The organism is Pseudoalteromonas sp. OF7H-1, assembly GCF_022347825.1.
GTDB classification, from domain to species: Bacteria; Pseudomonadota; Gammaproteobacteria; order Enterobacterales; family Alteromonadaceae; genus Pseudoalteromonas; species Pseudoalteromonas maricaloris.
The window spans coordinates 382793-409396 of the sequence record NZ_JAKRFX010000004.1 but is presented as its reverse complement, the minus strand read 5'-3'; the positions used below and the strand labels follow the sequence as shown (position 1 = coordinate 409396).

Genomic DNA, 26604 nt, shown 5'->3' with positions numbered 1-26604 from the left:
AGTAAAATATACCGTCATGATCGCAAATATTAGTCAGCAGGATTCTGCAAACGAGCTTATCAACCTCTATCAAAGTAAACTAACTGATGCAGGTTTTAGTGGGGACATTGATACGAGTTATGCTACTCGTCTTGTTACGTCAACCGACAATAGTATCTATCAGGAAATCCCTCAAGCAGTATTATTTCCTAGAACAAATCGAGACGTACAACTTGCACTTGAAATCGCCCAACAAGACCCATTTTTGTCTCTCACTTTTGGCCCTAGAGGCGGGGGAACTGGTACGAATGGTCAATCACTTACACCCGGTATTGTGATTGATCTATCGAGACACATGAGAGAAATTCTTGAGATCAATGAACAAGAAGGCTGGGTTCGAGTTCAGGCGGGTGTGATCAAAGATCAACTTAATGACTTTCTAAGACCTTACGGCTATTTCTTTTCTCCAGATCTTTCCACCAGTAACCGAGCAACAATAGGTGGTATGGTAAATACTGATGCGTCGGGCCAAGGTTCACTCGTTTATGGCAAAACAAGCGATCATGTTCTTGGGCTTAAAACCTTTTTAGTGGATGGAACAGAGTTAAATACCTCGAAGTTAGCAATTGATAAAGCCGAGCTACTAGCTGAGCAAAACTCAAAGACTTCTCACATTTATGCAAATGTCATCGAGATCTGTCGAAGCAATCGAGCACTTATACTTGAAAAATTTCCAAGACTAAACCGCTTTTTAACCGGTTATGACCTCGAAAATGTATTCGACGATTCACTAACTACTTTTGATTTGTCTCGAATTATTACGGGTTCTGAAGGTTCGCTTGGTGTTGTAACCGAAGCAAAACTTAATTTAACGCCAATTCAGCCATATAAAACCCTAATCAATATCAAATATGACTCATTTGAATCAGCGCTTAGAAACAGCCCTTTCTTGGTTTCCGCTAATGCTACATCGGTCGAAACTGTAGATAGTAAAGTTCTAGGTCTTGCCAAAGAAGACATCATTTGGCATTCAGTATCGGACTTAATTCAAGATGTACCAGGTGTTGAGATGCAAGGTCTTAACATGGTTGAGTTTAATGGTGAATCCGAAGATGAAATTTCGTCTAAAGTCGATAGTTTATGTCAACGATTAGATCAGCTTATTGCAAATAAAGAAGCGGGTGTAATTGGTTATCAGCTTACCAATGATAAAGCAGATATCCTTAAGATCTATGCAATGCGTAAAAAATCAGTTGGCTTATTGGGTAACGCAAAAGGTAATAAAAAGCCACTTGCTTTTGCTGAAGATACAGCCGTTCCACCTGAAAACCTTGCTGATTTTATCATTGAATTTAGAGCGTTACTTGATAGTTACCAATTAGATTATGGCATGTTTGGTCATGTTGACGCCGGTGTTTTACACGTCCGTCCAGCACTTGATATGTGCGACCCCGAACAGGAAAAATTACTACGTGTGATCTCCGATAAAGTAGTAGCGTTAACTGCAAAATACCGCGGACTAATGTGGGGAGAGCACGGAAAAGGTTACCGAAGTGAATATGGACCCGAGTTTTTCGGTGAGCAACTATTTAATGAACTTCGTAAAATTAAAAGTTTGTTTGATAAAAACAACCGCTTAAACCCTGGAAAAATTTGTACACCACTGGATTCAAGTGACCAATTAGTGTCGGTCGATGCACAGAAGAGAGCTTGGTTTGATCGTACAATCCCAACTGAAGTAAAAGTAAACTACGAAGCGCCAATCAATTGTAATGGTAACGGACTTTGCTTTAACTATGATGACAACTCACCAATGTGCCCATCGTATAAGGTAACCAAAGATCGTAGAAACTCTCCAAAAGGACGCGCTGGATTATTTAAAGAGTGGTTACGACTTCAAAGCAATAAAGGGGTCGATTTGATTGCTACAGAAAAGCAATTAATCAATCATGAAAATGATACTACTTGGTGGGAGCGCTTTCTCAATACCCGAAAGAAAAACGAATATGACTTTTCCCATGAAGTTAAAGCATCAATGGATGAATGTTTAGCCTGTAAAGCGTGCACAACGGCATGCCCAATAAAAGTGGATGTTCCTACGTTTCGAGCTAAGTTTTTAAACTTTTACTACAGCCGTTATAATCGTCCACTTAAAGACTACTTAGTTGCGAATATAGAGCGAGCACTGCCTACCATGGCTAAGTTTCCAAATTTAGTTAACGCTCTACAAAGTAATCGCATATCAAACTTTTTCGTTGAACGGCTGATCGGCTATATTGACTCGCCAGCGCTAAGTAAGGTGCAGCTTAGCAAGTTAGTCCCGAACAAATATTTCTATTCAGAGCGCAGTTTTGAAAAGTTAAGCGATGAAGAACAAAAAAGCGTGGTATTTGTTGTTCAAGATCCGTTTACTAGTTTCTATGAAGCAGAATTAGTATCGGACTTTGTGCAAGTTATATCAAAACTAGGGTTTTATCCACTCGTATTACCATTCAAGCCAAACGGTAAGCCACAACACGTTAAAGGCTTTTTAAAGGAATTTAAATCGACCGCGAAGACTGCCGCACAGTTTTTAAATACTGTCAGTGAATATAACAGGCCTTTAGTTGGGCTCGATGCCTCTTTGGTGATGTGCTATCGCGATGAATATAATGATATTCTTAAAGAGAGCAGGGGAAACTTTAAGGTACAATTAGCGCATGAATGGCTTGCAACAATCGATATCCCAACGGCTGCGACAATCAGTCCATCAAAATTTACGTTGATAAGTCACTGTACAGAAACAACAGCGATGCCTGAATCTAAAAATGTTTGGCAAGGTATTTTTAATAAGTTGAACTCCAATATAGAAGCGGTTAATACGGGATGTTGTGGCATGGCGGGAACTTATGGCCACGAAGCCCAAAATCAAGAAAACTCAAGAGCGCTCTACGAATCCTCATGGCAGCATCATATTGATAACGCAGCTCAAGATGAAATATTAGTGACTGGCTTCTCTTGTCGGTGTCAGGTTAAACGCTTTAGTGGACAAAAACCTAAACACCCGCTTCAAGCACTTAATAATCTACTAGATTAGTATAGTAGTTAAACGAGCCCAGTTTACTGGGCTTTTTTTATTAATAGTTTTAGCTGAAGACAAACTGAGTGAATTCACTTTTTAGTATGATGTGTTCTTCGTTCGTGCTGCGCGAATACAAGTCCGTTATTCTCGAGCCACTAAAATTTGACGGCTTAATAACATTGATCCAATTTAAGACTCAAAAGCTATATTTACCATTATCTACACAACACCAGCAAACGAGTATTCGATAAGTCGATAAGTTATTATTATCGCTTGACCATAATTCGAAAGGGGATTGGGCGTTGTGTTTCCAGCTGCTTAAGTTTATCTATCGACTTATCAGTAAAGATATGGCCTTTTGGTAGCAATAAAATTCCTTGATTACTGTGAAGCGCTAAACCTAATATCATGCCAGGTTTGAGTTTTTCAGTTGTCAATATATCAACCGAACCGACTTGCTCTTGGCCTAGCTCGTTGTTACTCACAGCTTTCTCTAAAATATCAACGACTTCTGGGGAGTAGAAATTTCCTCTATAGGTTCGGATAAGATCTAGCGCTAAATCGGCTTTCTCTTTATCAGAACCGTTAGCGCTGTATAAGTTGTCATAATAATCTCGGGCGACCGCAAGTATCTGTGAGCCCAAAGGAATTTCTTTGCCTTTAAGACCTTTAGGGATCCCTTGACCATTAAATTTTTCAAACTGATGATAAATCGCCTCGGATACGTCAGATAGGTGCTGCGCTGGCATCAACATAAGCTGTGCAATGGAAGGATGCGTATAATAAATTTTCTTTTGTGCTTCGCTTAGTTTTCTCGGTGGCGATTTATAAATTTCTGGGTCCATAGCAAGTAAACCTACTTCCGCTAAATACCCTGACATCATAGCCGTTTCAGCTACTTCACTAGAAAGTTCTAGCTTCTTAGCTATAATTTTACATAATTTGGCTATGCTCTTCGCTTTTTTACCATCGATAAATGGATTTGCATTCAGAAAATTATAAAGTAACTCGACGGTAGCCCGATGTTCTTTACGTTCTTTTTGATTAGCTTGCTCTAATTGACTTAACACTTTGCGGATCTGCGCAGTGCGTTTTTGTACAAGTCCTTCAAGGTTTTCATTTAACTCAGTGAGTTGCGCATTTTTTTGTACTATCTCTTCATTTAGTCTCTTATTTGTGCTTTTTAACCTGTATTTCTCTGAACATTCTCTCACGGTATGTACGAGTATATCGTTATCCCAAGGCTTTTGAATATATGCATGGATCCCACTTTCATTAATGGCTTTAATTGTTGAAGCAAGATCAGAGTATCCTGTCAGTAATATCCGTTGTGTATCTGGGCAAATACGCTTTACTTCATGCAAAAATGTGGCGCCATCCATTTCAGGCATCCGCATATCACTAATAACAACTTCAAAAGAGGAGTCTCGGATAAGCGCCAAGGCTTGCTGTGGATCACTACAGAGCTCTGCGTGTATTCCATTTTGACGGAATAAGCGATTTAATGACCGTATCACGTTCGTCTCATCATCGAGACAAAGCACTCGTATCGCTTCATTTGAAGTCGTTGATAGCTCAGCAAATTCCAAAGTTCAATCTCCTAAATGAATTAATTTAAACTTAGTTCAAAAAGGAAGCCACGACAAGAAACCGTTAAAATACGCCTTAAGTCTAATATTACCCTTCAACCTTATTAATAACTTTTCAATATATGCTTAAAAAACAAACTGGTAACTGTATAAACTTTAGAGAAGTAGGCTAATAACTATCGCTTAATATTAAATAATTACAGTTTTATTTATATGTATCAGCAAACTAAAACTAAGCATATTAATCAACAATTTAGTGTTACATTTTGATGAAAAGCAAGCTCTAGCTTACGCTTACGTTAACGTTATCAGCTAGAGAAAAATGTTGTTGCCATATTGAATTTATGTGTTAGGTTTATGTTGTTATTGTTAACCAAATACAATAAATGGTTGGAGAACCAAACTATGAAACAACATGTAAAGACCCTTAAATTATCGGAAATGGCTTCGATCCTCGGAGCCATTTTATGCGCTAACTCATATGCTTATAATTGTGATGGCTTACCTGAATGGTCACAAAATTCGGCATATAATGGCGGCGCTCAAGTACAAAAATCGCAACAAGCTTTTGAAGCAAAATGGTGGACTCAGGCTGATCCAGTAACCCACTCTGGACAGTGGGATGATTGGAAAAAATTGGGCGATTGTGACAGCGTTGTCACCAACACACCACCGACAGTACAGAGCTTACTTCCAGTTGATGGCAGCGCTTTTAATGAAAATGACAGCGTTGCCATTTCTGTAAATGCAACAGATAGTGATGGCCAAGTCGCACAGGTAGAGTTTTTTGTAGATGGCACGTCAGTTGGTATTGATACCACAGCGACAGGTGATAATTTTTCATTTAACTGGTCAGCAACCGCTGGAACACACGCAATTTCAGTAGTTGCAACAGATGACAAGCAGGCTGTATCCAACACATTAATAACCAATATTATCGTTAATACGGCAGGAAATCAGTTACCTACAGCAAACCTTTCGTTAGGCGGAGGTAATAATCTGGTTATTAATCAGCCAGTAGACATCGTTCTTGATGGTTCTGATCCCGACGGCTCAATAGCAAAACTAACCCTGCTTATTAACGACCAAGTCGCATTTGAAAGTGCAACAGCACCAGCTCAACATACTTGGACACCAACGCAACTGGGTACAGTAACATTAAAGCTTGTTGTTGAAGATAATACCGGTGCGACAGCAGAGAGCATACTCAACGCAAATGTGGTTAAAACACCGCCAGTTGTAAACAGCTGTGTTCCGCATGGTCTTTATCAGACTCCAAACACATCGCCTAATTACTGTGATATTTATGATGAAAGCGGTCGAGAAAAAATGGGCACCGATCACCCAAGACGCGTCATCGGTTACTTTACCAGTTGGAGGACAGGTAAGAATGGTCAACCGAGCTATTTAGTTGATGATATTCCATGGGATAAGATCACCCATATCAATTACGCTTTCGCGCACGTTGATGCCAATAACAAGGTTTCAATAGGTAATCCAACAGCTCCTAACAATGCAGCGACGAATATGACTTGGCCGGGGGTTGCTGGTGCAGAGATGGATCCGTCTCTTCCCTATACCGGTCACTTTAACTTGCTGAACAAATTTAAGAAACAGCATCCTGATGTTAAAACCTTGATCTCAGTCGGCGGTTGGGCAGAAACCGGTGGCTACTTTGACGAAACAGGTAAGCGAGTTGCCAGCGGCGGCTTCTATACGATGACGACCAATGCAGATGGCAGCGTGAATCACGCTGGTATTGACGCGTTTGTAGCAAGTTCAGTTGAATTTATCCGTAAATACAACTTTGATGGTGTCGATATCGACTATGAATATCCATCTTCTATGAATGACTCTGGTCACCCGGATGATTTTGCGATATCAAACCCGCGTCGAGCAGCATTGAATGCTTCTTATCAAGTGTTAATGAAAAAGCTAAGAGAAGCATTAGATCAAGCAGGTCAGCAAGACAATACACACTATCTATTGACGATCGCATCACCGTCTTCTGGTTACCTTCTACGTGGTATGGAAACATTCCAAGTCACCAAGTATCTAGACTACGTCAATATCATGTCTTATGACTTACACGGAGCGTGGAACCAGCACGTTGGTCATAACGCATCGCTATTCGACACCGGCGAAGATTCCGAGCTAAAACAGTGGAATGTTTACGGCACCAAAGAGTTTGAAGGAATTGGTTACCTTAACACTGATTGGGCGGTCAAATATTTCAGAGGCTCTGTCTCTGCAGGGCGCATCAACATTGGTATCCCTTATTATACTCGCGGTTTTAGAGATGTTACAGGTGGTACAAATGGTTTATGGGGGCAAGCTGCATTACCTAACCAAGCTGATTGTCCTCCGGGGACTGGCAGCGGTGAAAAGAACAAGTGCGGGAATGGTGCTGTGGGTATCGATAACTTGTGGCACGACAAGAACGACGTTGGCTTAGAAGTACCGGCAGGTTCTAACCCACTTTGGCATGTTAAAAACCTTCAAAATGGCGTGTTAGGAAGTTACCTAAGTGATTATGGACTAGATCCAGTTAACAACCCAGAGCATCAAATTAGCGGTACTTATGCGCGCCATTATGATTCCGTCGCTGTTGCTCCTTGGCTCTGGAATGCCAGCAAGAATGTTTTCTTATCCATTGAAGATGAAGAGTCAATGGCTGCGAAAGTCGACTATGTCATCAACCAAGAACTAGGCGGAATCATGTTCTGGGAGCTTGCTGGTGACTTCGATTATGATGTAAGCAAAAATGAATATTTCATGGGTTCATCGCTAACAAGCTTAGCCTACAACAAGTTTAACCAAAGTGGCACGCCATACTCGGTTAAACAAGGAAATAAGAGCTTTATAAAACCAGCTTCTGCAGTTGATGTCGCATTCGTTGCAAAAGATTTCCCAGCCGGAGATGCTAACTATCCAATTGCACCAACTTTTGCCTTTACCAACAACTCAGCGATAGATTTGAGTGGCGCAAAAATTTCGTTTGATGTTCCTGTTGCAACATCGGCAATTTTCAAATCTAACTGGAATGCACAAGAAAAGCTTGGTATGGCAGTGGACGTAAATGGCTCAAATGCTGCGGGTAATAATATTGGCGGCTTCGAAAACGAATTCCACAGGTTCTCTATCACGCTTGTGAACGAGTGGGGTGGAACGCCTAAGTCTTTTGCTCCAGGTGAAACCATCAATGCCCAAGTCATGTACTACATGCCGATTTCTGGTCCTGTTAACTTTGTGGTTGAGAAAGACGGTAATCGCTATGCATTTACCAGCGAATATAACGACCTACCAATCGCAACACCAGGTACAGGGCCTACAGATCCGGTAACTAGCTGTAAAGGTACACCTATCAGTCAAATTGTGGTTTACCCGAACTTGCCACAGGGCACACATGCAGCTCAAGGTGATTTAATTGTTGAAGGAAACGCGGTGTATGAAGCGAAATGGTGGAGCAATAAGCAACCATCAGTCAGTAGCGACTATACCAAGGTTTGCAACTTGTAAATAATAAATGGGGAGCTTTGCTCCCCTTTATAAAAGGCGAATAAGCATGAATAGTTTACACCGTAAATATGCGCTTGGTCTTTTTGGCGCAACCTCAGCTTTGCTTTCAAGCGCAGTTTCAGCTCATGGTTTTATGGACTTTCCCAAAGCAAGGCAAGCAATCTGTCAAGCGCAAGGAGGCTATTGGTGGCCGGATGATGGCTCAAATATCCCAAACCTAGCGTGTCGAGCAGCTTTTCTAGACTCAGGCCATTTTCAGTTTGTACAAGAGCATGAATTTTCGACCAATACAGCTGACTACAATAACCTAGAGGCGGTAAAAGCGAATATCCCTAATGGTACGCTTTGCTCAGCTGGTGACCCAAACAAAAGTGGCATGAGTGTTGTTTCACCACACTGGCAGCGTACAGTTGTAGAGCCAAACGCTCAAAATAAACTTGCCATTAGCTTTAGGGCGACAACACCTCATAATCCCAGTTTTTGGCAGTTTTTCCTGTCAAAGCCAAACTACGATGGCGATACATCTCCTCTGACTTGGAATGATTTAGAGCTTATTAATGAATTTGGCAATATTGATTTCGTTGTGGATCCTGAAGGTAAACGCTTCTATAAAATGGAAATAGATATACCGCAAGGCCGTGAGGGCAATGCAGTTTTATATACCCGTTGGCAGCGGTTTGATGTCGCAGGAGAGGGATTTTACAATTGTTCTGATATCACAATAACCTCAACAGGCACGCCACCAGAATGGGTAAGCAGCGGCTATTTCTTAAAGCAAGGGCAAGATGCTAAAGCCGGTGATAGCGTGTGGTTTAGAACGTTTGATCAATCTGGAAATGAATTAATTAGCCATAACTTGAATGTAACCTCCACTAATGCATCCACATGGCAAGCTGAGTTAGCTCTTTATCTTAATAGCAATTACGGAAATAAGGTCAACATTGGTGTTAAGCAAACGGACGGTTCAATTGCGTTTGATGCAAACGCCTTGTTAGCAAACGAAGTATTTTTGCCGCATGCCGCTTACACCAGCAATCTTAGCGTTGTAAAAGGGGGTGACAACACCGCGCCTACGGTGAATCCAATTTCTAACCAAAGCATCGCAGAAAATAGCCAAGCGACAGTGCATGCTCATGCGTTTGACGACCAAAATGACCCACTGACATTCATTTGGAGTATTCCTGCACCGCTTAGTTTTAGTGGCGAAGGTGACACGATTTCCATCTCAACACCTGAAGTGACGGCTGATCAAACCTTTCAGGCTGAACTTAATGTCACCGATGGCAAAGCAAGCACGACCGTAAGTTTCTCAATTACCGTTCAAGATAGCACCAATAACCAATACCCAGCTTGGAATAGTACAACTACCTATGTCGCAGGCGACAGAGTAACGCATCAACAGAAAGTGTATGAGGCCAAGTGGTGGACTCAGGGAGAAGAGCCCGGCGCATCCGATGTTTGGAAAGCAATTTAAAGAAAACCCAAATTAATTGGGTACAACATGTAACTACAATAAGGTTGAAGATATGAAACTTAATAAAATAACCAGCTATATAGGACTTGCCTTACTGAGTGGCGGGGCACTTGCAGCCCCTTCTACACCAACATTAGATTGGCAGCCACAACAGTATTCGTTCGTAGAAGTTAACGTCGATGGGCTTGGCTCATACAAGCAACTGGTAAAAGCCAAAGATGTTGTCGATATTAGCATCAAATGGAATGCTTGGAGTGGCTCTGGCGGTGATAACTATAAAGTATATTTTGATGATCTACTCGTAAACCAAGGTACGCTTGCAGCTGGTACTAAAAGCGGAGTAGTACAATTCCCCTACACTAAATCGGGTCGCCATCAGCTTTATTTAGAACTGTGTGAAGGTACAGTGTGTGCAAGAAGCGCAGGGAAGGAAATCGTCATTGCCGACACTGACGGTGCACATCTAGCGCCACTTCCTATGAATGTAGATCCGAACAACCGTAATAACGGTACAATACCAGGCCGTGTAACGGGTGCTTATTTCGTTGAATGGGGCATTTATGGCCGTAATTACGACGTAACTAAGATCCCAGCTCATAACCTATCGCACATTTTATATGGCTTTATTCCGATTTGTGGTCCTAATGAGTCGCTAAAATCCATTGAAAATGGTAATAGTTGGAGAGCGCTTCAAACTGCATGTGCTGACTCTCAAGATTACGAAGTCGTCATTCACGACCCTTGGGCTGCAGTGCAAAAATCTATGCCAGGGGTGGATGCAAAGGATCCTATTCGCGGTGTTTATTCTCAATTAATGGCGCTAAAACAACGTTATCCGGACCTTAAAATTCTGCCTTCAGTAGGTGGTTGGACGCTATCTGATCCGTTCCATGGCTTTACAAATAAAGCAAACCGCGACACTTTCGTTGCGTCTGTAAAACAATTCCTTAAAACGTGGAAGTTTTATGACGGTGTAGATATCGACTGGGAATTCCCAGGTGGTGATGGTCCAAATCCAGATTTAGGCGATCCAATTAACGACGGTCCAGCCTATGTGGCGCTAATGCAAGAGCTTCGTGCAATGCTAGATGAGTTAGAAGCTGAAACCGGCCGTCAGTATGAGCTCACTTCTGCAATAGGTGCAGGTTATGACAAGATTGAAGATGTAGATTACCAAGCTGCTCAGCAGTATATGGACTATATCTTTGCGATGACCTATGACTTCTATGGCGCTTGGAACAATGAAACGGGTCATCAAACCGGTATCTACTGTGGCTCTCATCTCAGTACTGATGAATGTAACGGGACAGGCGTTGACGACAATGGTGTGCCACGCAAAGGCCCGGCATATACTGGCGACCATGCAATTCAATTGCTACTTCAACAAGGTGTGCAGCCCTCTAAGCTCGTTATGGGCGTTGCAATGTACGGCCGCGGCTGGGAAGGTGTGCTAGATGCAAATGCAACCATTCCTGGTAATCCGATGACGGCGCCGGGCAATGGCCCATTGACAGGTTCCACCTCTGAAGGCGTGTGGGAACCAGGCATTATGGATTATAAAGCAATTGCAGCGAACGCTGTAGGCCAAGGTGGTTCAGGTGTTAATGGTTATGAAGTAGGCTACGATGAGCAAGCACAAGCAGCATATGTTTGGAACAGAAGTAACGGTAAACTCATCACTTACGATAGCCCACGCAGCGTTATAGCAAAAGGTCAGTATGCAAACACTCATCAACTGGCTGGTTTATTTGGTTGGGAAATTGACGCTGATAATGGCGACATTCTCAATGCAATGTATGATGGCCTTACAGCAGGTGAGATCCCTAATCGTGCACCTTCTATCGGAGTTTCTGGACCAATCAATGTGACCTCAGGTCAGGTTGTGAATGTCGATGCGCAAGCAAGCGATTTAGACAATGATCCATTAACCTATTCATGGGTTGCTGCGCCTGGTTTGGCTTTATCTGCTAACAACACCGCAGCTGTCGCTGTAACCGCTCCTTCAGTCAATCAACAGACAAGCTACGACTTGACTGTAACGGTCAATGATGGCGTATTATCAACAACCAAAACAATCGTTGTTGTTGTAAACCCAGAAGGTGCAAATGCAGCGCCTGTCGTTACACCGGTTTCAGATATTTCGGTTAATGAAGGGGCCTCGGCTACTGTCAATGTGTCAGCAACTGACCCTGAAGGCGCAGCTCTTAGCTATAGCTGGAGTGCACCAGCCGAGCTGAGCGTAGTAGCAAATGGCAGCTCAGCGACTATTACTGCTGCAAATGTCACTGCCGACACAACCGTCCCAGTAACTGTTACTGTATCAGACGGGGTGAACGCTGTTGATACAACATTTAATGTTACGATTAAAGACGGTGGCGCCCAATACCCGACTTGGGATCGCTCTACAGTATATGTCGGTGGCGACCGAGTAATTCATAACGGCAATGTCTTTGAAGCAAAATGGTGGACTCAAGGTGAAGAACCTGGAACCGCTGATGTATGGAAGGCAGTAACTAACTAATCTAACCATCCCCAATTAATGAGCTTGCCAGTCAAGCTCATTTTTTATTCACATAAACATAAAGTTACCCATTATCTGGCTTTTATCACCAATTTCTTCTTTCTTTTTCTGCTTGGTCTTTCATAATGACATAATGAACTTCATAAAAGAGTCATAAGTTCTGGCAGTGCTTATTCGTCTATCCGTTTTATTATTCGTTTTAGTTTTTCCAAAAAGCTACGCGTCCGACTGCGCGGATCAGTCATCCCTAAAAATCGGCATTGGCTCTAGTTGGCCGCCTTTTGTTATGTATGGCACTCGTCCTTACGGCATAGACGTAGATATCACTAGAGCAGTTTTTGAACGAGCAGGGTTTTGTATCGAGTTCATTCAGCTTCCTTCATCGGCTCGTGGGATCACTGAGCTTGAAAAGGGCTTAATTGATGTCCTGCCATCCGCAAGTTTTAGCGTCGATAGAGCAAAAATTGCTTACTTCTCCTCGCCATATCGGCGTGAAAAAATGCGCTTGTTCGCTAACAAGGAAATAGATCTCGATAGCAACTTAATCGAGTTGTTTTCTGCAGGCTATACATTCACGGCCAATCCTGGAGCCTACTACGGTGAGGAAGTGAAACAAATAAAAAAAATCGATTGGTACGACAGGCGGTTGTTTGAAATCGCGAGCTTAGACCGGCGAATAGAGATGGTGGCTAAAAACCGCGTCGATTTTCTGATTGAAGATGAAGACGCAGGCTACTACTATATCAACAAGCTAGGCTACCAAAGCATTCAGCTACACCCTTATGTAGTTAACGATAACGCTATACATTTTATGCTTGGACGTCATGCATTTAAGCGTAGTGACATTGAGCGCGTTAATGAAGCAATCACCAATTTAAATGGCACAATAGCGAATATCTCAGAAAAATATAGAAAAGATTCAGGATGACTCAACTGCAGCAACTCTTTCAAACACTACAAAGTACATTTGGACATACGACACTTCGCCCGGGGCAATCGGAAGTCATTGAATCTATACTTCAAGGCCAAAGTGCAATCGCTATTTTTGCAACTGGTGCAGGCAAGTCGTTGTGTTATCAGTTACCAGCAATATTGAAGCAAGGGATGTGCTTAGTCGTTTCACCACTATTAGCACTAATGCACGAGCAACGAGATTACCTACAAAGTAAAGGCGTTGCGACTGCTTGTCTTGACAGTACTCAAAGCAAAGAGGAAACGTTGCGCATAGAAAATGCGGTGCGAGACAATGCACTTAAAGTCCTCTTTATATCAGTCGAGCGGCTTAATAGCCAAAAAGCACGTACCTTGTTATCACAAAGCAATATCTCTTTTCTTGTCATTGATGAGGCACATTGTATTTCTGAGTGGGGACATAATTTCAGGCCAGATTACCTAAAAGTGGCCAAATATCGCCATGAACTTGGTATCAACCAAGTGCTATTACTCACCGCGACAGCAACAAATAAAGTTGCACGCGATATGGCGGGTAAATTCGATGTATCCGATCAAAATATCATTAGAACGGGCTTTTACAGAAAGAATCTATTCTTAAGTGCGGCGCATATTAGCGAATCTCAAAAAGACGAATATTTACTCGCCTTTTTAAAAAAGGCAAAAGGCGCTGGTATCGTTTATGTCACGCAGCAAAAGCAAGCAGAAGAAGTAGCAAAAATGATAACTGCTTGTGGCTTTCCTGCAGAAGCTTTTCATGCATCATTGCAGAGCGAAAAAAAGGCCCAAATTCAAGCAGATTTTCTAGCGAAAGCTAATCTTATCGTTGTAGCTACCATTGCATTTGGTATGGGTGTAGACAAACCCGATGTTCGCTGGGTACTACATTATGATATGCCAAAATCTATTGAGGGATATAGCCAAGAGGTGGGTAGGGCAGGCAGAGATGGCGAGAATGCACATTGCGTTGCTTTAATTAATAATGAAAAAATTGCCACATTAGAGAACTTCGTTTATGCCAGTGCATTAGAGCGAGAGTCATTAACGCTGCTTTTTAATGAACTTTTCGGTGATCCTGCTACAGATTATCATCTCAATGAATACGATCTCGCCTATAAAACCAATATTAATCAATTGGTACTAAAAACACTTATTGTCCAGCTCGAACTGCAAGGTTACTTACAAGTAAACTACAGCTATTTTGCAGAGCTAAGCATCGCATTCAGCCAAGACAAAGATAAAATATTAGCCAAGTACTCGCCTGAGCGGCAACGGTTTTTGACTCAGCTATTTTCGTGTTTTGAATTCAAAAAGAAATGGGGATTACTTTCACATCAAGCATTAAGCGAGCAAAATATCCCACAGGCTAAAGCCCAAGAAGTCGTTGAGTATTTGCAAAACCAACAACTGATTGACGTAAAAGTCGCTAAATATACGTCGGTTTATTCAAAGCCTATCCAACAAGTTAACATCAATGAACTGGTTGAGTCTTTCTACCAGCAATCACAAATTAAAGAGCAAGGCGAACTTGCACGGCTAAGACATTTACTCAAATTTTTCCAGCTAACTTCATGCTATCACAAAGCGCTTGCCAGCTACTTCGGCGATATGCACGCACCAGAACAATGCGGTCACTGCGGGGTCTGCGGCGGTAAGCATTTGATCGTCAATGCACAAGAGAGCCGGGAATTAGATATTGAAACAACACGAAATATTTTAAGAGACGCTTCGCAGTTTGCATCGCAACGCGGCGTAAATTTTTCTACTCACCTCAAAACGTTGTTTTTACTAGGCTTAAATTGCCCCTATTTTACTAAATATAAATTCAGACAACTTGAAGGATTTGGCAGCTTGTCCGGCGTAAAGTATGAACAGGCAAAAGCATTGATCATGGAGCGCGCATTATAAATGAAAACAGATATTATTAAACTAGCCACGATCGCGGAAAAAAAGACCAAATATATAGTCGGACTTATGAGCGGTACCTCATTGGATGGATTAGATATTGCGTTATGTAAAATTGAAGGTGCCGGGAAAAGTACACAGCTAACAGTCAAACAATTTACCACGATAGAATACGACTCTTCGCAAAAGCAGCTTCTCAGTGATCATGCGTCTAAATCACAGGTAAGTCTTAAAACGTTATGTCAATTAAATGCGTGGCTAGGCGAGTTGTATGCAAGTCTAATCAATAATGCTTTGAAAGAATGGCAAGTCGCAGCCGACACTGTTGATTTAATAGCGAGTCATGGACAAACACTTTACCATTGTCCAAAACAAGCCTTTGCAGACGTTGAAAAATTAAATAGCACATTGCAGATCGTTGACGGCGATATTATTGCGGCAAAAACGAACATCATCACCATCTCAGACTTTAGACAAAAGCATATCGCCAAAGGATATGAGGGAGCCCCTCTCGTGCAATATGGTGACTATTTGTTATATTCGCACACAAGTATCGATAGGGTTTTACTCAATATTGGCGGTATTTCAAACCTTACTTATTTGCCAAAAAATTGTGCACTAGCGCAGAGTATGAGTAGTGACATCGGTCCAGGAAACACATTAGTAGACCAATATTGTCGCCACGTATTAGGGCTGCCGTTTGATGAAAATGGTGAGATTGCGTCAAGTGGAAAAATTCAATTGCCATTTCTCGAAACCTTACTGTCACACGAATTCTTTGATATGCCACTTCCAAAATCAACTGGACAAGAGTTATTTAATCAAACCTTCGTGCATCATGCATTGGACGGAAAAGATTATAATCATGAAGATATCATCACGACACTGACCGAATTCACAGCTATCACTGTCGCAAATGCGGTGAACGAGCTTGGTACAACTGAATTAGAGCTATATGTTAGCGGAGGTGGAATTCATAATGTGTTTTTAATGGCGCGAATTGAAAGCCATTTGAATAACCGTGTTTTAATCAAGGATTTCTCACAACTGGGTATCAACCCTGATGCCAAAGAGGCCGCCTTATTTGCCCTACTTGCGAATGAAACCGTATCAGGTGGTAGCGATGCGCTGCCTTTTTCTATGGGTAAGATTTCATTACCAACATAGTCGCTAAAAAACGGATAATACAGCGCTGACCGCCGAGTTAAAAATACGTTTGAAGCCAGTAGTCTGAGTTGTAGCAGTTTCAGATACTGGCTCGCTTACGATAATTCGTTCATTCAAAATGATATCAAACTCAGCCGCATTCTTTAGGTAATCGTGGAGTCCCACTAGATTCAATTGCATAAAGTAAGGACCTGCATCAAGCGATTGCTTTACTTTGATTTCTACAATCTTAGTGAGATAAGACTCCGGATCAACCACCAAAGAGACCTCGCACCTCGCATTTCGCTCTCCGTGCTTTGTTAGTACAACGTTAACTCGGTCATCAATACGCGCATCCATTGGCAACTCTATCACCAAAGAAAGTCCTTGCTCACCTGGTTGCAGACTAAGTTTCTCATAGGGTTGAACAGCACGGTACTGTCCCCTCATAGAACTTGTGATCTGTGCTGCATTAAAACTAAAAATACCAGGTTTGCTACTCATTACTTTCTTTCGTTATTTACAAGACAATGTTAATTATCTCAAAGCTAGATTACAGAATTATGACTTACCAACCAAAGGCTAAAAAAGTCAAAGCTCGGCAATACCGAGCTTTAAATGCATTCTTTGTTCGTTTTATTTATCGTACTGCGAGCATAATGAGTCCCGGAAATACAAAGAACGAACCTAATACGTAAGCCAAAGCTGCTGGTTTATTCTGCGCACCAATCTCAGCTAACTTCTCAGCTAGACGAAGCGGGATTTCTCTCAGCAGTGGTAACCCGTAAATAAGTGCCACCGCAAAAACGTTAAACATAACATGTACAAGTGCAATCGTTAATGCGACTTCTGCAGCAGGACCTGTAATAGATGTTGCAGCTAATAAAGCGGTAATTGTAGTGCCTATATTTGCACCTAAAGTGAACGGATATATCTGGCGAGTGGTAAATACGCCGCTGCCAGCAAGTGGGATCATCAAGCTTGTTGTTGTCGAAGACGATTGTACCATTACCGTAACTAAAGCGCCTGAGCTTATACCTACAACAGGGCCTCTGCCTATCGCACTATGTAATAATTCTTTCGCTTTACCTACCAACGCCTTTTTGAGTAATTTACCTAAGTAAGTCACAGCGAACAGGATCATCATGATACCGATAACAACCATGGCAATACCTGCGGCTGTAGAATCTAAGAAGCTAACACCATCTTTTACCACGCTAACCGCTGGTTTCACTAGTGGTTTGATAAAGTTGTAACTTTTTAACGATAAGTCAGCATCACCAACAAATACATGGGCTAGTCCTGACGCAAGTTTCTCTAACATGCCAAACATGATTTCCAAAGGAAGGAAAATAGCAACGGCTAATAAATTAAAGAAGTCATGTACGGTGGATGCGGCAAACGCTCTTCTAAACTCTTCTTTACTACGAATGTGGCCGATAGAAACGAGTGTGTTGGTAATAGTCGTACCAATATTTGCGCCCATCACCATAGGAATTGCGATACTAATAGGTAATCCACCAGCAACGAGACCAACAATAACAGAAGTCACCGTTGAAGAGGACTGCACCAATGCAGTTGCTAAAGCCCCTAAGAGTAGGGCGACGATTGGATTGGTTGCAAATGCGAAGATTTCCTTCGCCCCTTCACTTCCACCTGAGGCCAATTTAAAACCGCCACTCACAGTGCCAACTGCGACTAAGACTAAATAAACAAGTAATACGATTGACAGCCAGTTAAAAAGTTTAGCTGATGCTGAAGTCTGAGATTGATTAACCATAGTTTCGCTCTTAGAGTAAGTAATGTTCATTCATTACACTTTTATTTCAGTCGCGCATTTAACCAGCCAATTGTTACAGTTATATTTCAGTTTTATGTAACTCGACACGTATGCTCATTTTCTCATCGCATTTTTTGAAACAATGGTAACTAATAGTAGTAATATGCTGTTTTTACTGATTATTAGTTCTGTGATGCATTTACATTTGTTTACTTCTCCAAATTTGATCCACATTTGCTTCACTATTTAAAAGTAGGATTTAGCTATAATTATTGTGCCTTATATCACTATGTTAAGACTTTTCTCGTTAATTTTTATGCTTTTTTCTATGGCGGCTGGTGCAGTTGACTTTACGCCTAGTGCCGAGCATAGAGTAAGTGAACCATTAACAATCCATTTTGGAGAAGTCGATGCTGCGCAATTATCTTCTACGCTCGGCATAAATGAGCGCGAAAGCCAATCTATTGCAGAGATACTTTCAAGCAAAGCACCTGAGCTAAAGAATGAGTCTTATCAGTGGGCGTTGATCACCCCAAATATGCTTATATCCGAGGGCAGAAATTACATCGCATTTGGTTTTGCTAGATTGCCTTGGCTAAGTGTTGCTTTGGTTAACAACGGCGAGGTCTCATTTTTAACGCAGCACACCCTGAATACCGCGTTTAATATTAGGGAAGTAGAGGCACCGCAATTATATCTACCAATATCAAAAGAACACTTAGGAGGGGCAAGTCTTATTGTCCGCTATCAGACTTTTGCGAATGCCCCCGCTGACCTTAGGTTAATAAATGATAATGAGCTAAACAGTAATGTTCTTACCAGTACGGTTACCAATGCTGCACTAAGCGGGATCATAGCAGCCGTGTTTGTTATTGTATTGGTTAACTTCTACTTTAATGCCAACGCGACCAACGCTTATTATTGTATTTGGACGCTATTGTTTTTGCTAATTGTGTTGGATATGTCGGGGCTCACTTTTCAATATTTTTGGCCTTCACAAGGCAAATTTGCCACCTTATTTTCGGCTTGTTTGATGACTTTTGTACCAGTGTTTCATCTTCTTTTCATCAAACAATTTCTGCAATTAAAGCAAAGAAACAAAACCTTACACCTTTTATATAATGGATTTTTAGCGGCTTACCTACTGCTTATTCCAGTAGCAATCTATTCAAAATCGGTTCACTACAACTTAGTATTAAGCTTGAGTATCATCCCGCTATTTCTTTATACCAGCTATTGGTCTTTGAAACAAAGTGCTCCTGGTTCTATCACTTTTTCCCTCAGCCTGCTAAATCATGTCATCTTTGTAAATTTCATTGCTATCGGTGGGACAATGTATGCGGGTTTTATCAATGTTTATCATATATCAAGCGCGATTAAGTTTGGCTACTTAATAGAGGTCATGTTATTTACGCTGGCACTTGCGCAACAAAATAAGTCAGCCCAAAATAATCTGCTATCAACGCTACAAACTCAGGTGAATGCACTCTCGAATACAGTACAAACAGAAAAGCAGTTCAACCGTCAAAATCAGCAGGCGTTAGAAAAGAAAGAACAACGTTTATTTACCGATCTCTCTCATGAGCTGCGTACCCCCCTTACGGTGATGAAGGTACAAGTTGAATCTCTACAATACAATATTGTAGAGAATGTTCAGGAAAGCTACGGCAAGCTCATGGATAAAATTGACGAGCTAAACCACTTTATTAATCAATTGATGCTGGTCACTGACAATGAAAAGTTAGCAACTATGCTTAATCTAAGAGACTTCACGATCTGCAAACTGGTAAATCAAGTACATACTCAGGCTGCGGGCTTATTTAAGGATAATAAGGAGCAATTAGAGGTTAACTATCAAATATCTGGTACAGAAAAGATAACCATCGACCTAGACGCGATCACTAACTGCGTTCTCGAGATCTTAGGTAATGCGATTAAGCATGGTGGAGATAAGGTCCAAGTAAAGATGAGTTTCTTTAGCGTCGACAGCAATCTAATCATTCGCATTGAAGACTCAGGCACTCCGCTATCCTATGAGGCGCACCAACAGCTATTTGACCCGCTTTACAAATCACAATCTGCAAGGACCAATTCGGGAAAATCCAAGGGGATGGGCCTTGCGATGTGCAAAAAAGTGGTAGAAGCTCACAGTGGACAAATTGAATCCTTTAATAGTCTATTAGGCGGATTGAACATGGAGATCAAGCTTCCGTTAACTAAAGTGCCCGCTTTTAACTGATATACAACAGTGTGTTTTCGCGCTCACGTTTTATTATTTCGTCGCGGTATTAGCTTAAGCCAAAATGCAATTTCAAGTGCCACACCCAATATCACAAAAATAAACATCCCAGTGTGGCTGCTATAGCTATAAGCAGCTACTGCACCAATGAGGAGAGCCAATAAAATAGCGATTCTATGAAGTGTCTTCATCTTATATCCTTTTCTATGGTGACTTAGCTAATTCATTTACAGCCGAATACCAACTTTACAACTCTCCTGAAATTGCCACTTGGTTACGACCATTACGCTTGGCAAAATAAAGCGCCTGATCTGCCGAGGCGAGCAATTCTTTACCGATGTAAGGTGGCTTAGTCTGAGTATGTAATCCTGCGCTTAATGTCATCTCTATACAATAGCTTTCGCTTATCAATGGGCTAGCCTCACATGTCATTCTGATCTTCTCTGCAAGGTCAAAAGCCTGCGAACCATCTGTTTGCGCAAGTACAATACAAAACTCTTCGCCGCCATACCGTGCGACAAAGTCTCCCGCTCTCGTAGCACAATTGCAAAGTATACGTCCGATGTGAATCAGACAATCGTCTCCCGCTTCGTGACCATAGGTATCGTTAACCTGCTTAAAAAAGTCGATATCGATCATAATAACACTAAGAGCGTGTTCAAAACGCTTTGCTCTTGAGCACTCACTATGCAAGGCTTCGTCTAGCGCTCGCCTATTGGCAACGCCAGTCAGCGCATCGGTGCGACTCGCAAGCTCCAGTCTATCGTTAGCTTCCTGTAGCGCTTGGGTTCGGATGGCGACAGTCTTTTCTAATTGAGAATTTACTTTTTGGATTTCATTGAACGCCGTTAATTGCGCCTGAAAGCGCTTGTTTTTCTCGGTATTGAGCTTTTCACCTATTGCTATCGACAAACAGGCCACCTCAATGGCAGTACCTATCAATAGCGCATTTTCGGTAAACCAAGTTTGGCTGATTAAATCTAATTTATTTAGCGCAAGAATGATCCCGCCAATGAGCACTGAGCTCCAAGCAATCGAATAGTATGTCGCTAAGCGGCTTTTCCCAGCCAAACGTAAAATACGGCAGAAAACGCCCCAGATACAAGCTGATACGGCATACGTTATGGTAAGTTTTATCATCACTGCATAGTCAAAAAACACAGAAGAAAATAAGAGTACCAACCCAAATCCCAAAATTAAGCGACAACCTAGGTAAAGCCACTTGTCAGAAATACCAATCTCGAGCAATGTCATAACAAAGTAAGTGCCGGTTAACACCGAGCTGATAAGAAAAAACAAGATTGCTTGATCGTTCCACCAAAGACTATTTGGCCAAAGATATCGGAAGGCAAAACCTGATAAACAAGCGGAAAATAGCGCTAAACAAATAACGTATAAAACATAGTAAAATAACGTGGATTCGCGAATGGTAAAATAGAGGAGCACATTATAAGCTGCCATTATTCCCATCAAACCAAAGTAGATCCCCATCACGATACGGAAAACTTGGTCATTTATCAAAAAGTCATGGTTTGTCCAAAGTACCACGGGAAGTTGCAGCGCACTGGATGAGCGTACTTTAATGTATAGTGCTACCTTACCATGCGTGCCGTTTGGGAGCGGTATGATAAAATGCTCATGCGCAAAAGGGCGGTCAACGAAAGGTTGTTTATCTCCTAATTGCTGATGAACAAATATATTGCCTTCTTGTAGCATGTAAACATCAAGCTGATCCAGCACCGGATAGGCTATCTCAAGTAAATAAGGCCCTTCTTTTTCATCAATATTTAACGACGTACGTACCCAGTAACTTAGGTTGGAATAACCTAAGTTCAGCACTTTATCATCGGTAGTTTGCCAATGGATACTTGGGTTATTTATGATGTCGACAATTTTAGCATTTGAAGCCACGTACTCTAGTTGCAACGTCTCTTTGCCAGCAGCTACCACTTGACTAAACAGAGACAACAGGAGTACAAACAATAAAAAGACGTACCTTTGCCTCAATCACCCACCCTCGCTACGTCCCATAATCACAGACAAATAGCGCTCTCGCCGAAGATTATGAAATAAAAATAGTACTTTAATCATAGTCAGCCATAAATAGTTCGCCAATTTTGAATTACGTTCAACTATCCTATAGAATGCGCCGCTTGTTTGATGTGATCGATTCCAACGTCACAAATCAAATATGATGCAAAAAAGCGTAATGAAGGGGCAAAGTAATGAGCTTTTGGCAAGAAAAAACACTCGAAGAAATGACTAGAGATGAGTGGGAAGCGATTTGTGATGGCTGTGGTAAATGCTGTTTACACTCTTTTATCGACAGCGATGAGGAAGATGAATCATTTGAAAGCACCGACTTTTTACGCGAAGGTGAAGAGTTACTCTACACTGATGTTGTTTGCCAATATAACGATAAAAATAGCTGTAGTTGTAGCCGCTACAGCGAAAGGCAAGTTCTAGTTCCGTCTTGCGTACAGCTAACCAAAGAAAACCTCAAAGATATCTTTTTTATGCCAAACAGTTGTAGTTATCGACGACTTCATGAGGGCAGGGGACTGGCAAGCTGGCATCCTCTTAGAAATAATGGTTCCAAACAAGCCATGATAGATGCGGGGATCAGTATTTTTGGTAAGGCAACCTCAGAGCTGGAGGTAGACTTAGAGTCTGATTTTGAAGCGCATATTGTAGAGTGGCCCCACAAAGACTGCGACTAAAGAAACAAGGACTAGGATAAATGCTTTGCGGTAGAGCATGCATCTATCCTAGAAAAAAGGCTACTATTCGCCAATATCGCCTTTAGACGGCAACGCGGCAAATGCACCGTAGCGTTGAACGGCAAATGCACCACATTTCGCAGCATACGCGACTAAGTCTTTTGCCTCATCCAGTGAGATGACAAACTCAGTATCTTGGGTAGGTTTAAACTTTCGAATGATCTCAGCAAGTAACCCCCCGACAAACGCATCTCCCGCAGCCGTGGTATCCACAGCAACAACATTTGGCGCAGCAACTTTAGCACTATCATTTGGTAGATAAATCTCAACGGGGTTTGCGCCGTCGGTTATTAATAACAATTGAGTTTGCTTATCCATAACTGCGGCTATGGTTTGCGCTTCGGTTTTACCCGCATGACTATTCGCGTTCAAGTATTCCAATTCTTCGCGTGAGAGTTTAACGACATCACTTAGCGCGATACAATGCCAAATTCTATCAAGAATATGCGTAGTCGAACTCCACAGGTTCGACCTGAGGTTCATATCAAAACTAACAAGCATGTTGTTTGCACGCGCATACTCGAGCGCATAAACCGTGGTTTTGTAGATATTCTCTTCAGTAAGACTGTTACTGCATATATGTAAGACAGAATGCTCTGTAAACATATCCTCAGAAAAATGTGTTTGCCTGAACAACAAATCCGCCGCTGGTGGCCGATAAAAACTAAAGCTTCTTTCACCTTGTTTATCAAGAGAAACAAATGCCAATGCCGTTTTGGCTTTATCTGTATACTCGAGGTAACGGGTATTTACGCCATTAGCCTGTAGCTCTTCAGCTAAAAACTGGCCGAACATGTCATTGCCTAACATGCCGCAAAAATACGCATCAACGCCTTGCTTTGCCGCAGCTACTGCCACATTTGCAGGCGCGCCGCCTGCATATTTAGTAAATGATTCTGGTGTTTTGCCATCCGATAAAAAATCAATCAACGCCTCACCAAAACAAACAAGTGCCATGTTATTCGCCTTTTAACTTCATTGAACGCAGGACTTCGTAACACGCGCCCATGGTGTGATAATCGGTCTTGCCCGCCGGGCTTTTTTCATCACTGTACTTTTCGTTCTTGTTATTCAAAATACGATACCAAGCACCGTATTCATGGTCGACGAAGTTATCCCAAGCATATTGCCAAATTCTGTCGTACCACTGCCAATATTTTTCATCACCAGTTTCAAGTGCTAGTAGCGCAGCCGCAGCGAATGACTCCGCCTGAACCCAAAAGTACTTGTCATCGTCGCAAACTGACTTATCCGGCGCAAAACCGTAGCAAATTCCGCCGAATTCACTATCCCAAGCAGCTTTTAATGACTCATCAAACAAGTGCACGGCTTTTTCCACAAGCCATGACTTTGGCATGTAGCGGTTAATCAGCAATAATAATTTTGACCACTCAGTTTGATGACCTGGCTGAAATCCCCAAGGTCTGAATAAGTGTTTGGGATCGTCTTTGTTATACTCAAGGTCGACTTGCCATTGACTATCATAGTGCTCCCAAATCAGCCCCTCAGCCTTAGCCGCTTGACGATTTACCATATTGTCGGCAAGCAAATATGCACGCTGTAAAAACTTTTCATCCTGCGTTGCTTCAAAGCAAGCAATTAGCGCTTCGCAGGTATGCATATTGGCATTTTGACCACGGTACTTATTTGCCTGATTAAAGTCCGCATCGAATTCATCTTTATAGAGCCCAAACTCAGGCTCAAAGTACTTCTCTTCTAACAGCTGCCATACTCGCTCGATTGCAGACTTGCTGTCCGACAAACCAACCTTAAGCGCGCAGGCATGAGCCAATAAAACAAAGGCGAGGCCATAACAATGGTTAGTGCCATCTACAACATTTTCGCCTTCAAGCAGCCACGCATAGCCGCCACTTTCTTGTCTATGGACAGTTTCTAAATAATCGATACCATGCTTAACCTTATCTAAGTCAGCTGGCTCTTTAAAATAGTCATAAGCCATAGCATAGTTAAAGACAAAGCGGGTGCTTGATACTAAGTGACGCGTTTTCGCATCATAAATCTCGCCATTATCCTTGAAGAAGTGATTAAAGCCACCACGTTCATCCACGCAATTTGGTGCGTAAAAGCTGAGCGTCTTTTTTATGTGTGCTTCTAAAAATTGCGTTGTTCTAAAATTCATCTAACTTTTAACCTACTGCTGAACATTTCCGTTACTTTAGCAGATAAAACATGGAACGATCCAATAAAACATTTGTGATTTTCATGTAACAGTGTGTAGAATCAAGGTGAAAACAGATTGGAGTATCACTTGTGAGCGAAATAAATACAAATCAAACCTTCGTCACAAGCGGGAATACCGAGAATAATAATTATCGACTTCCGCTTATTGCAATGACAACGCTTTTTTTCCTTTGGGGATTTATCACCGTTTTAAACGATGTCCTTATTCCAAGACTAAAAGGCGTATTTGACCTTAACTACACAGAAGCAATGCTGATCCAGTTTTGCTTTTTTAGTGCCTACTTTATTATTTCTTTACCTGCTGGTTATTTAGTTAAACGCTTTGGCTATAAAAATGGCGTACTAACGGGCTTAATCGTAGCATCCATTGGTTGCATCATGTTTTATCCTGCCGTTGTTGTTCACGAATATTGGATTTTTCTCTCAGCCCTTTTTGTGCTTGCATCTGGTATCACTGTTTTGCAGGTATCAGCGAATCCTTATGTAGCAGCACTCGGTCATCCTCGCACCGCATCAAGTCGCTTAAACCTCGCACAAGCGCTTAATTCACTGGGTACCACGATTGGTCCTATCGTGGGTGGCTTTTTATTGTTTGGCTCAGCTGGTACTCTAACCGTTGAAGCTGCGGCAAGCGCAGAGGGGGTAAAGGTACCTTATCTTATTTTGGCAGCTGCGCTACTAACAATCGCCGTTGTATTCGCGTTTTTAAAGTTACCCGTTATTGCTGAGCATACTGAAGCCGTCGATTGTAAAGCGAAACACCATAACCTAATTGAAGCGCCACACTTAGTAATGGGGGTAGTAGCCATCTTCTGCTATGTCGGTGCAGAGGTTGCGATTGGGAGTTTCCTTGTAAATTACTTTGCAGAACCTGAAATCGCAGGACTTGAAGAGCATGCCGCGGCAAAACTTATCGGTTACTACTGGGGTGGTGCTATGGTAGGGCGCTTTGTCGGCTCTGCTGCCTTAAAAACTATTGCACCTTCAAAAGCAGTGGCTTTCAACGCTGTCGTTATTATTTTATTACTGGCATTGACCATGAGCACCAGTGGCAACATTGCGATGATTGCCGTGCTCGCAATTGGCTTGTTTAACTCCATTATGTTTCCGACAATCTTCTCAATGGCAATTGAAGGCTTGAGTTCACTAACCAGTAAAGGTTCTGGCTGGCTGTGTTTAGCCATTGTCGGTGGTGCTATTGTGCCGCTTATTCAAGGTGTGGTTGCGGATAAATTCCATATTCAGATCAGCTTTATTGTGCCATTGCTTTGTTATGTCTACATCGCATGGTACGGATTAAACGTGGTTAAACTGTCGCAAAAGTGGCAAGCAAAACTGAATTAAGTTAACGAAAGTTTACAAGGCGAGCATAGCTCGCCTTTTTTATTGCATAATTTTTTCGTCGCAGAGTATTGAATACGTATTCATAAAGGGTATTATAAAATAAAATTGGAACGC

General features: G+C 41.9%; 16 protein-coding genes. 10 read left to right on the top strand and 6 right to left on the bottom strand.

Translation table 11 applies throughout. The features are described from left to right. Positions 1-16: 16 nt before the first annotated feature. Positions 17-3055, top strand: a complete 3039-nt coding sequence (locus MHN30_RS07760) for an FAD-binding and (Fe-S)-binding domain-containing protein (RefSeq protein WP_239359161.1) — start codon at positions 17-19, stop codon at positions 3053-3055. Between the two features lie 251 nt (positions 3056-3306). Here MHN30_RS07760 and MHN30_RS07755 read toward each other — a convergent pair whose 3' ends face one another. Then, complete coding sequence (locus MHN30_RS07755) at positions 3307-4629, bottom strand: HD domain-containing phosphohydrolase (RefSeq protein ID WP_130165569.1); 1323 nt, start codon at positions 4627-4629, stop codon at positions 3307-3309. A 405-nt stretch (positions 4630-5034) separates the two neighbouring features. On the opposite strand from MHN30_RS07755, the gene MHN30_RS07750 reads away from it, so the two are divergent. From MHN30_RS07750 to MHN30_RS07725, 6 genes are all read left to right on the top strand, one after another. Beyond that, positions 5035-8148 (top strand): glycosyl hydrolase family 18 protein, encoded by a 3114-nt coding sequence (locus tag MHN30_RS07750; protein ID WP_239359160.1) that lies wholly within the window; start codon positions 5035-5037, stop codon positions 8146-8148. Positions 8149-8194: 46 nt separating this feature from the next. Then, on the top strand, positions 8195-9622 hold the full coding sequence (locus MHN30_RS07745) for a lytic polysaccharide monooxygenase (RefSeq protein WP_239359159.1): 1428 nt from the start codon (positions 8195-8197) through the stop codon (positions 9620-9622). 52 nt (positions 9623-9674) lie between these two features. After that, entirely contained in the window at positions 9675-12143 is a 2469-nt protein-coding gene (locus MHN30_RS07740; protein WP_239359158.1) for a glycosyl hydrolase family 18 protein, read from the top strand. Positions 12144-12309: 166 nt separating this feature from the next. Next, a complete protein-coding gene (locus MHN30_RS07735; protein WP_130165565.1) occupies positions 12310-13071 on the top strand; it encodes a transporter substrate-binding domain-containing protein in 762 nt (253 codons plus the stop codon). After that, on the top strand, positions 13068-15002 hold the full coding sequence (locus MHN30_RS07730) for a RecQ family ATP-dependent DNA helicase (RefSeq protein WP_239359157.1): 1935 nt from the start codon (positions 13068-13070) through the stop codon (positions 15000-15002). The genes MHN30_RS07735 and MHN30_RS07730 overlap by 4 nt, the downstream gene beginning before the upstream one ends. After that, positions 15003-16166: an anhydro-N-acetylmuramic acid kinase gene (locus MHN30_RS07725; protein WP_239359156.1), complete on the top strand. Its 1164-nt coding sequence runs from the start codon at positions 15003-15005 to the stop codon at positions 16164-16166. Positions 16167-16169: 3 nt separating this feature from the next. Here the strand turns inward: MHN30_RS07725 and MHN30_RS07720 are convergent, their stop codons facing one another. Together MHN30_RS07720 and MHN30_RS07715 are read right to left on the bottom strand one after the other, a co-directional pair. After that, positions 16170-16649, bottom strand: a complete 480-nt coding sequence (locus MHN30_RS07720) for a hypothetical protein (RefSeq protein ID WP_239359154.1) — start codon at positions 16647-16649, stop codon at positions 16170-16172. A 136-nt stretch (positions 16650-16785) separates the two neighbouring features. Further along, positions 16786-17925 (bottom strand): Na/Pi symporter, encoded by a 1140-nt coding sequence (locus MHN30_RS07715; protein ID WP_069019181.1) that lies wholly within the window; start codon positions 17923-17925, stop codon positions 16786-16788. Positions 17926-18241: 316 nt separating this feature from the next. On the opposite strand from MHN30_RS07715, the gene MHN30_RS07710 reads away from it, so the two are divergent. After that, positions 18242-20164: a sensor histidine kinase gene (locus MHN30_RS07710; RefSeq protein WP_239359152.1), complete on the top strand. Its 1923-nt coding sequence runs from the start codon at positions 18242-18244 to the stop codon at positions 20162-20164. 246 nt (positions 20165-20410) lie between these two features. Here MHN30_RS07710 and MHN30_RS07705 read toward each other — a convergent pair whose 3' ends face one another. After that, a complete protein-coding gene (locus MHN30_RS07705) occupies positions 20411-22147 on the bottom strand; it encodes a diguanylate cyclase (protein ID WP_130165561.1) in 1737 nt (578 codons plus the stop codon). Between the two features lie 242 nt (positions 22148-22389). On the opposite strand from MHN30_RS07705, the gene MHN30_RS07700 reads away from it, so the two are divergent. Then, positions 22390-22884 (top strand): YcgN family cysteine cluster protein, encoded by a 495-nt coding sequence (locus tag MHN30_RS07700; RefSeq protein WP_130127451.1) that lies wholly within the window; start codon positions 22390-22392, stop codon positions 22882-22884. 63 nt (positions 22885-22947) lie between these two features. On the opposite strand, the gene MHN30_RS07695 is transcribed toward MHN30_RS07700, so the two are convergent. Both MHN30_RS07695 and MHN30_RS07690 read right to left on the bottom strand, forming a co-directional pair. Next, a complete protein-coding gene (locus tag MHN30_RS07695) occupies positions 22948-23901 on the bottom strand; it encodes a carbohydrate kinase (RefSeq protein WP_130165560.1) in 954 nt (317 codons plus the stop codon). Position 23902: 1 nt separating this feature from the next. Further along, the gene (locus MHN30_RS07690; RefSeq protein WP_130165559.1) at positions 23903-25084 is read right to left on the bottom strand and encodes an AGE family epimerase/isomerase; all 1182 of its coding nucleotides are present in this window, start codon (positions 25082-25084) and stop codon (positions 23903-23905) included. A gap of 131 nt (positions 25085-25215) precedes the next feature. Here MHN30_RS07690 and MHN30_RS07685 point away from each other — a divergent pair, with 131 nt between their 5' ends. After that, positions 25216-26490: a sugar MFS transporter gene (locus MHN30_RS07685; protein WP_130165558.1), complete on the top strand. Its 1275-nt coding sequence runs from the start codon at positions 25216-25218 to the stop codon at positions 26488-26490. Positions 26491-26604 lie beyond the last annotated feature (114 nt).

Bases quoted from the DNA above. Each gene is read 5' to 3' on its own strand.
- MHN30_RS07760 (WP_239359161.1), top strand. From the start codon at position 17: ATGATCGCAAATATTAGTCAGCAGGATTCTGCAAACGAGCTTATCAAC.
- MHN30_RS07750 (WP_239359160.1), top strand. From the start codon at position 5,035: ATGAAACAACATGTAAAGACCCTTAAATTATCGGAAATGGCTTCGATC.
- MHN30_RS07745 (WP_239359159.1), top strand. From the start codon at position 8,195: ATGAATAGTTTACACCGTAAATATGCGCTTGGTCTTTTTGGCGCAACC.
- MHN30_RS07740 (WP_239359158.1), top strand. From the start codon at position 9,675: ATGAAACTTAATAAAATAACCAGCTATATAGGACTTGCCTTACTGAGT.
- MHN30_RS07730 (WP_239359157.1), top strand. From the start codon at position 13,068: ATGACTCAACTGCAGCAACTCTTTCAAACACTACAAAGTACATTTGGA.
- MHN30_RS07725 (WP_239359156.1), top strand. From the start codon at position 15,003: ATGAAAACAGATATTATTAAACTAGCCACGATCGCGGAAAAAAAGACC.
- MHN30_RS07720 (WP_239359154.1), bottom strand. From the start codon at position 16,649: ATGAGTAGCAAACCTGGTATTTTTAGTTTTAATGCAGCACAGATCACA.
- MHN30_RS07715 (WP_069019181.1), bottom strand. From the start codon at position 17,925: ATGGTTAATCAATCTCAGACTTCAGCATCAGCTAAACTTTTTAACTGG.
- MHN30_RS07710 (WP_239359152.1), top strand. From the start codon at position 18,242: ATGCTTTTTTCTATGGCGGCTGGTGCAGTTGACTTTACGCCTAGTGCC.
- MHN30_RS07700 (WP_130127451.1), top strand. From the start codon at position 22,390: ATGAGCTTTTGGCAAGAAAAAACACTCGAAGAAATGACTAGAGATGAG.
- MHN30_RS07695 (WP_130165560.1), bottom strand. From the start codon at position 23,901: ATGGCACTTGTTTGTTTTGGTGAGGCGTTGATTGATTTTTTATCGGAT.
- MHN30_RS07690 (WP_130165559.1), bottom strand. From the start codon at position 25,084: ATGAATTTTAGAACAACGCAATTTTTAGAAGCACACATAAAAAAGACG.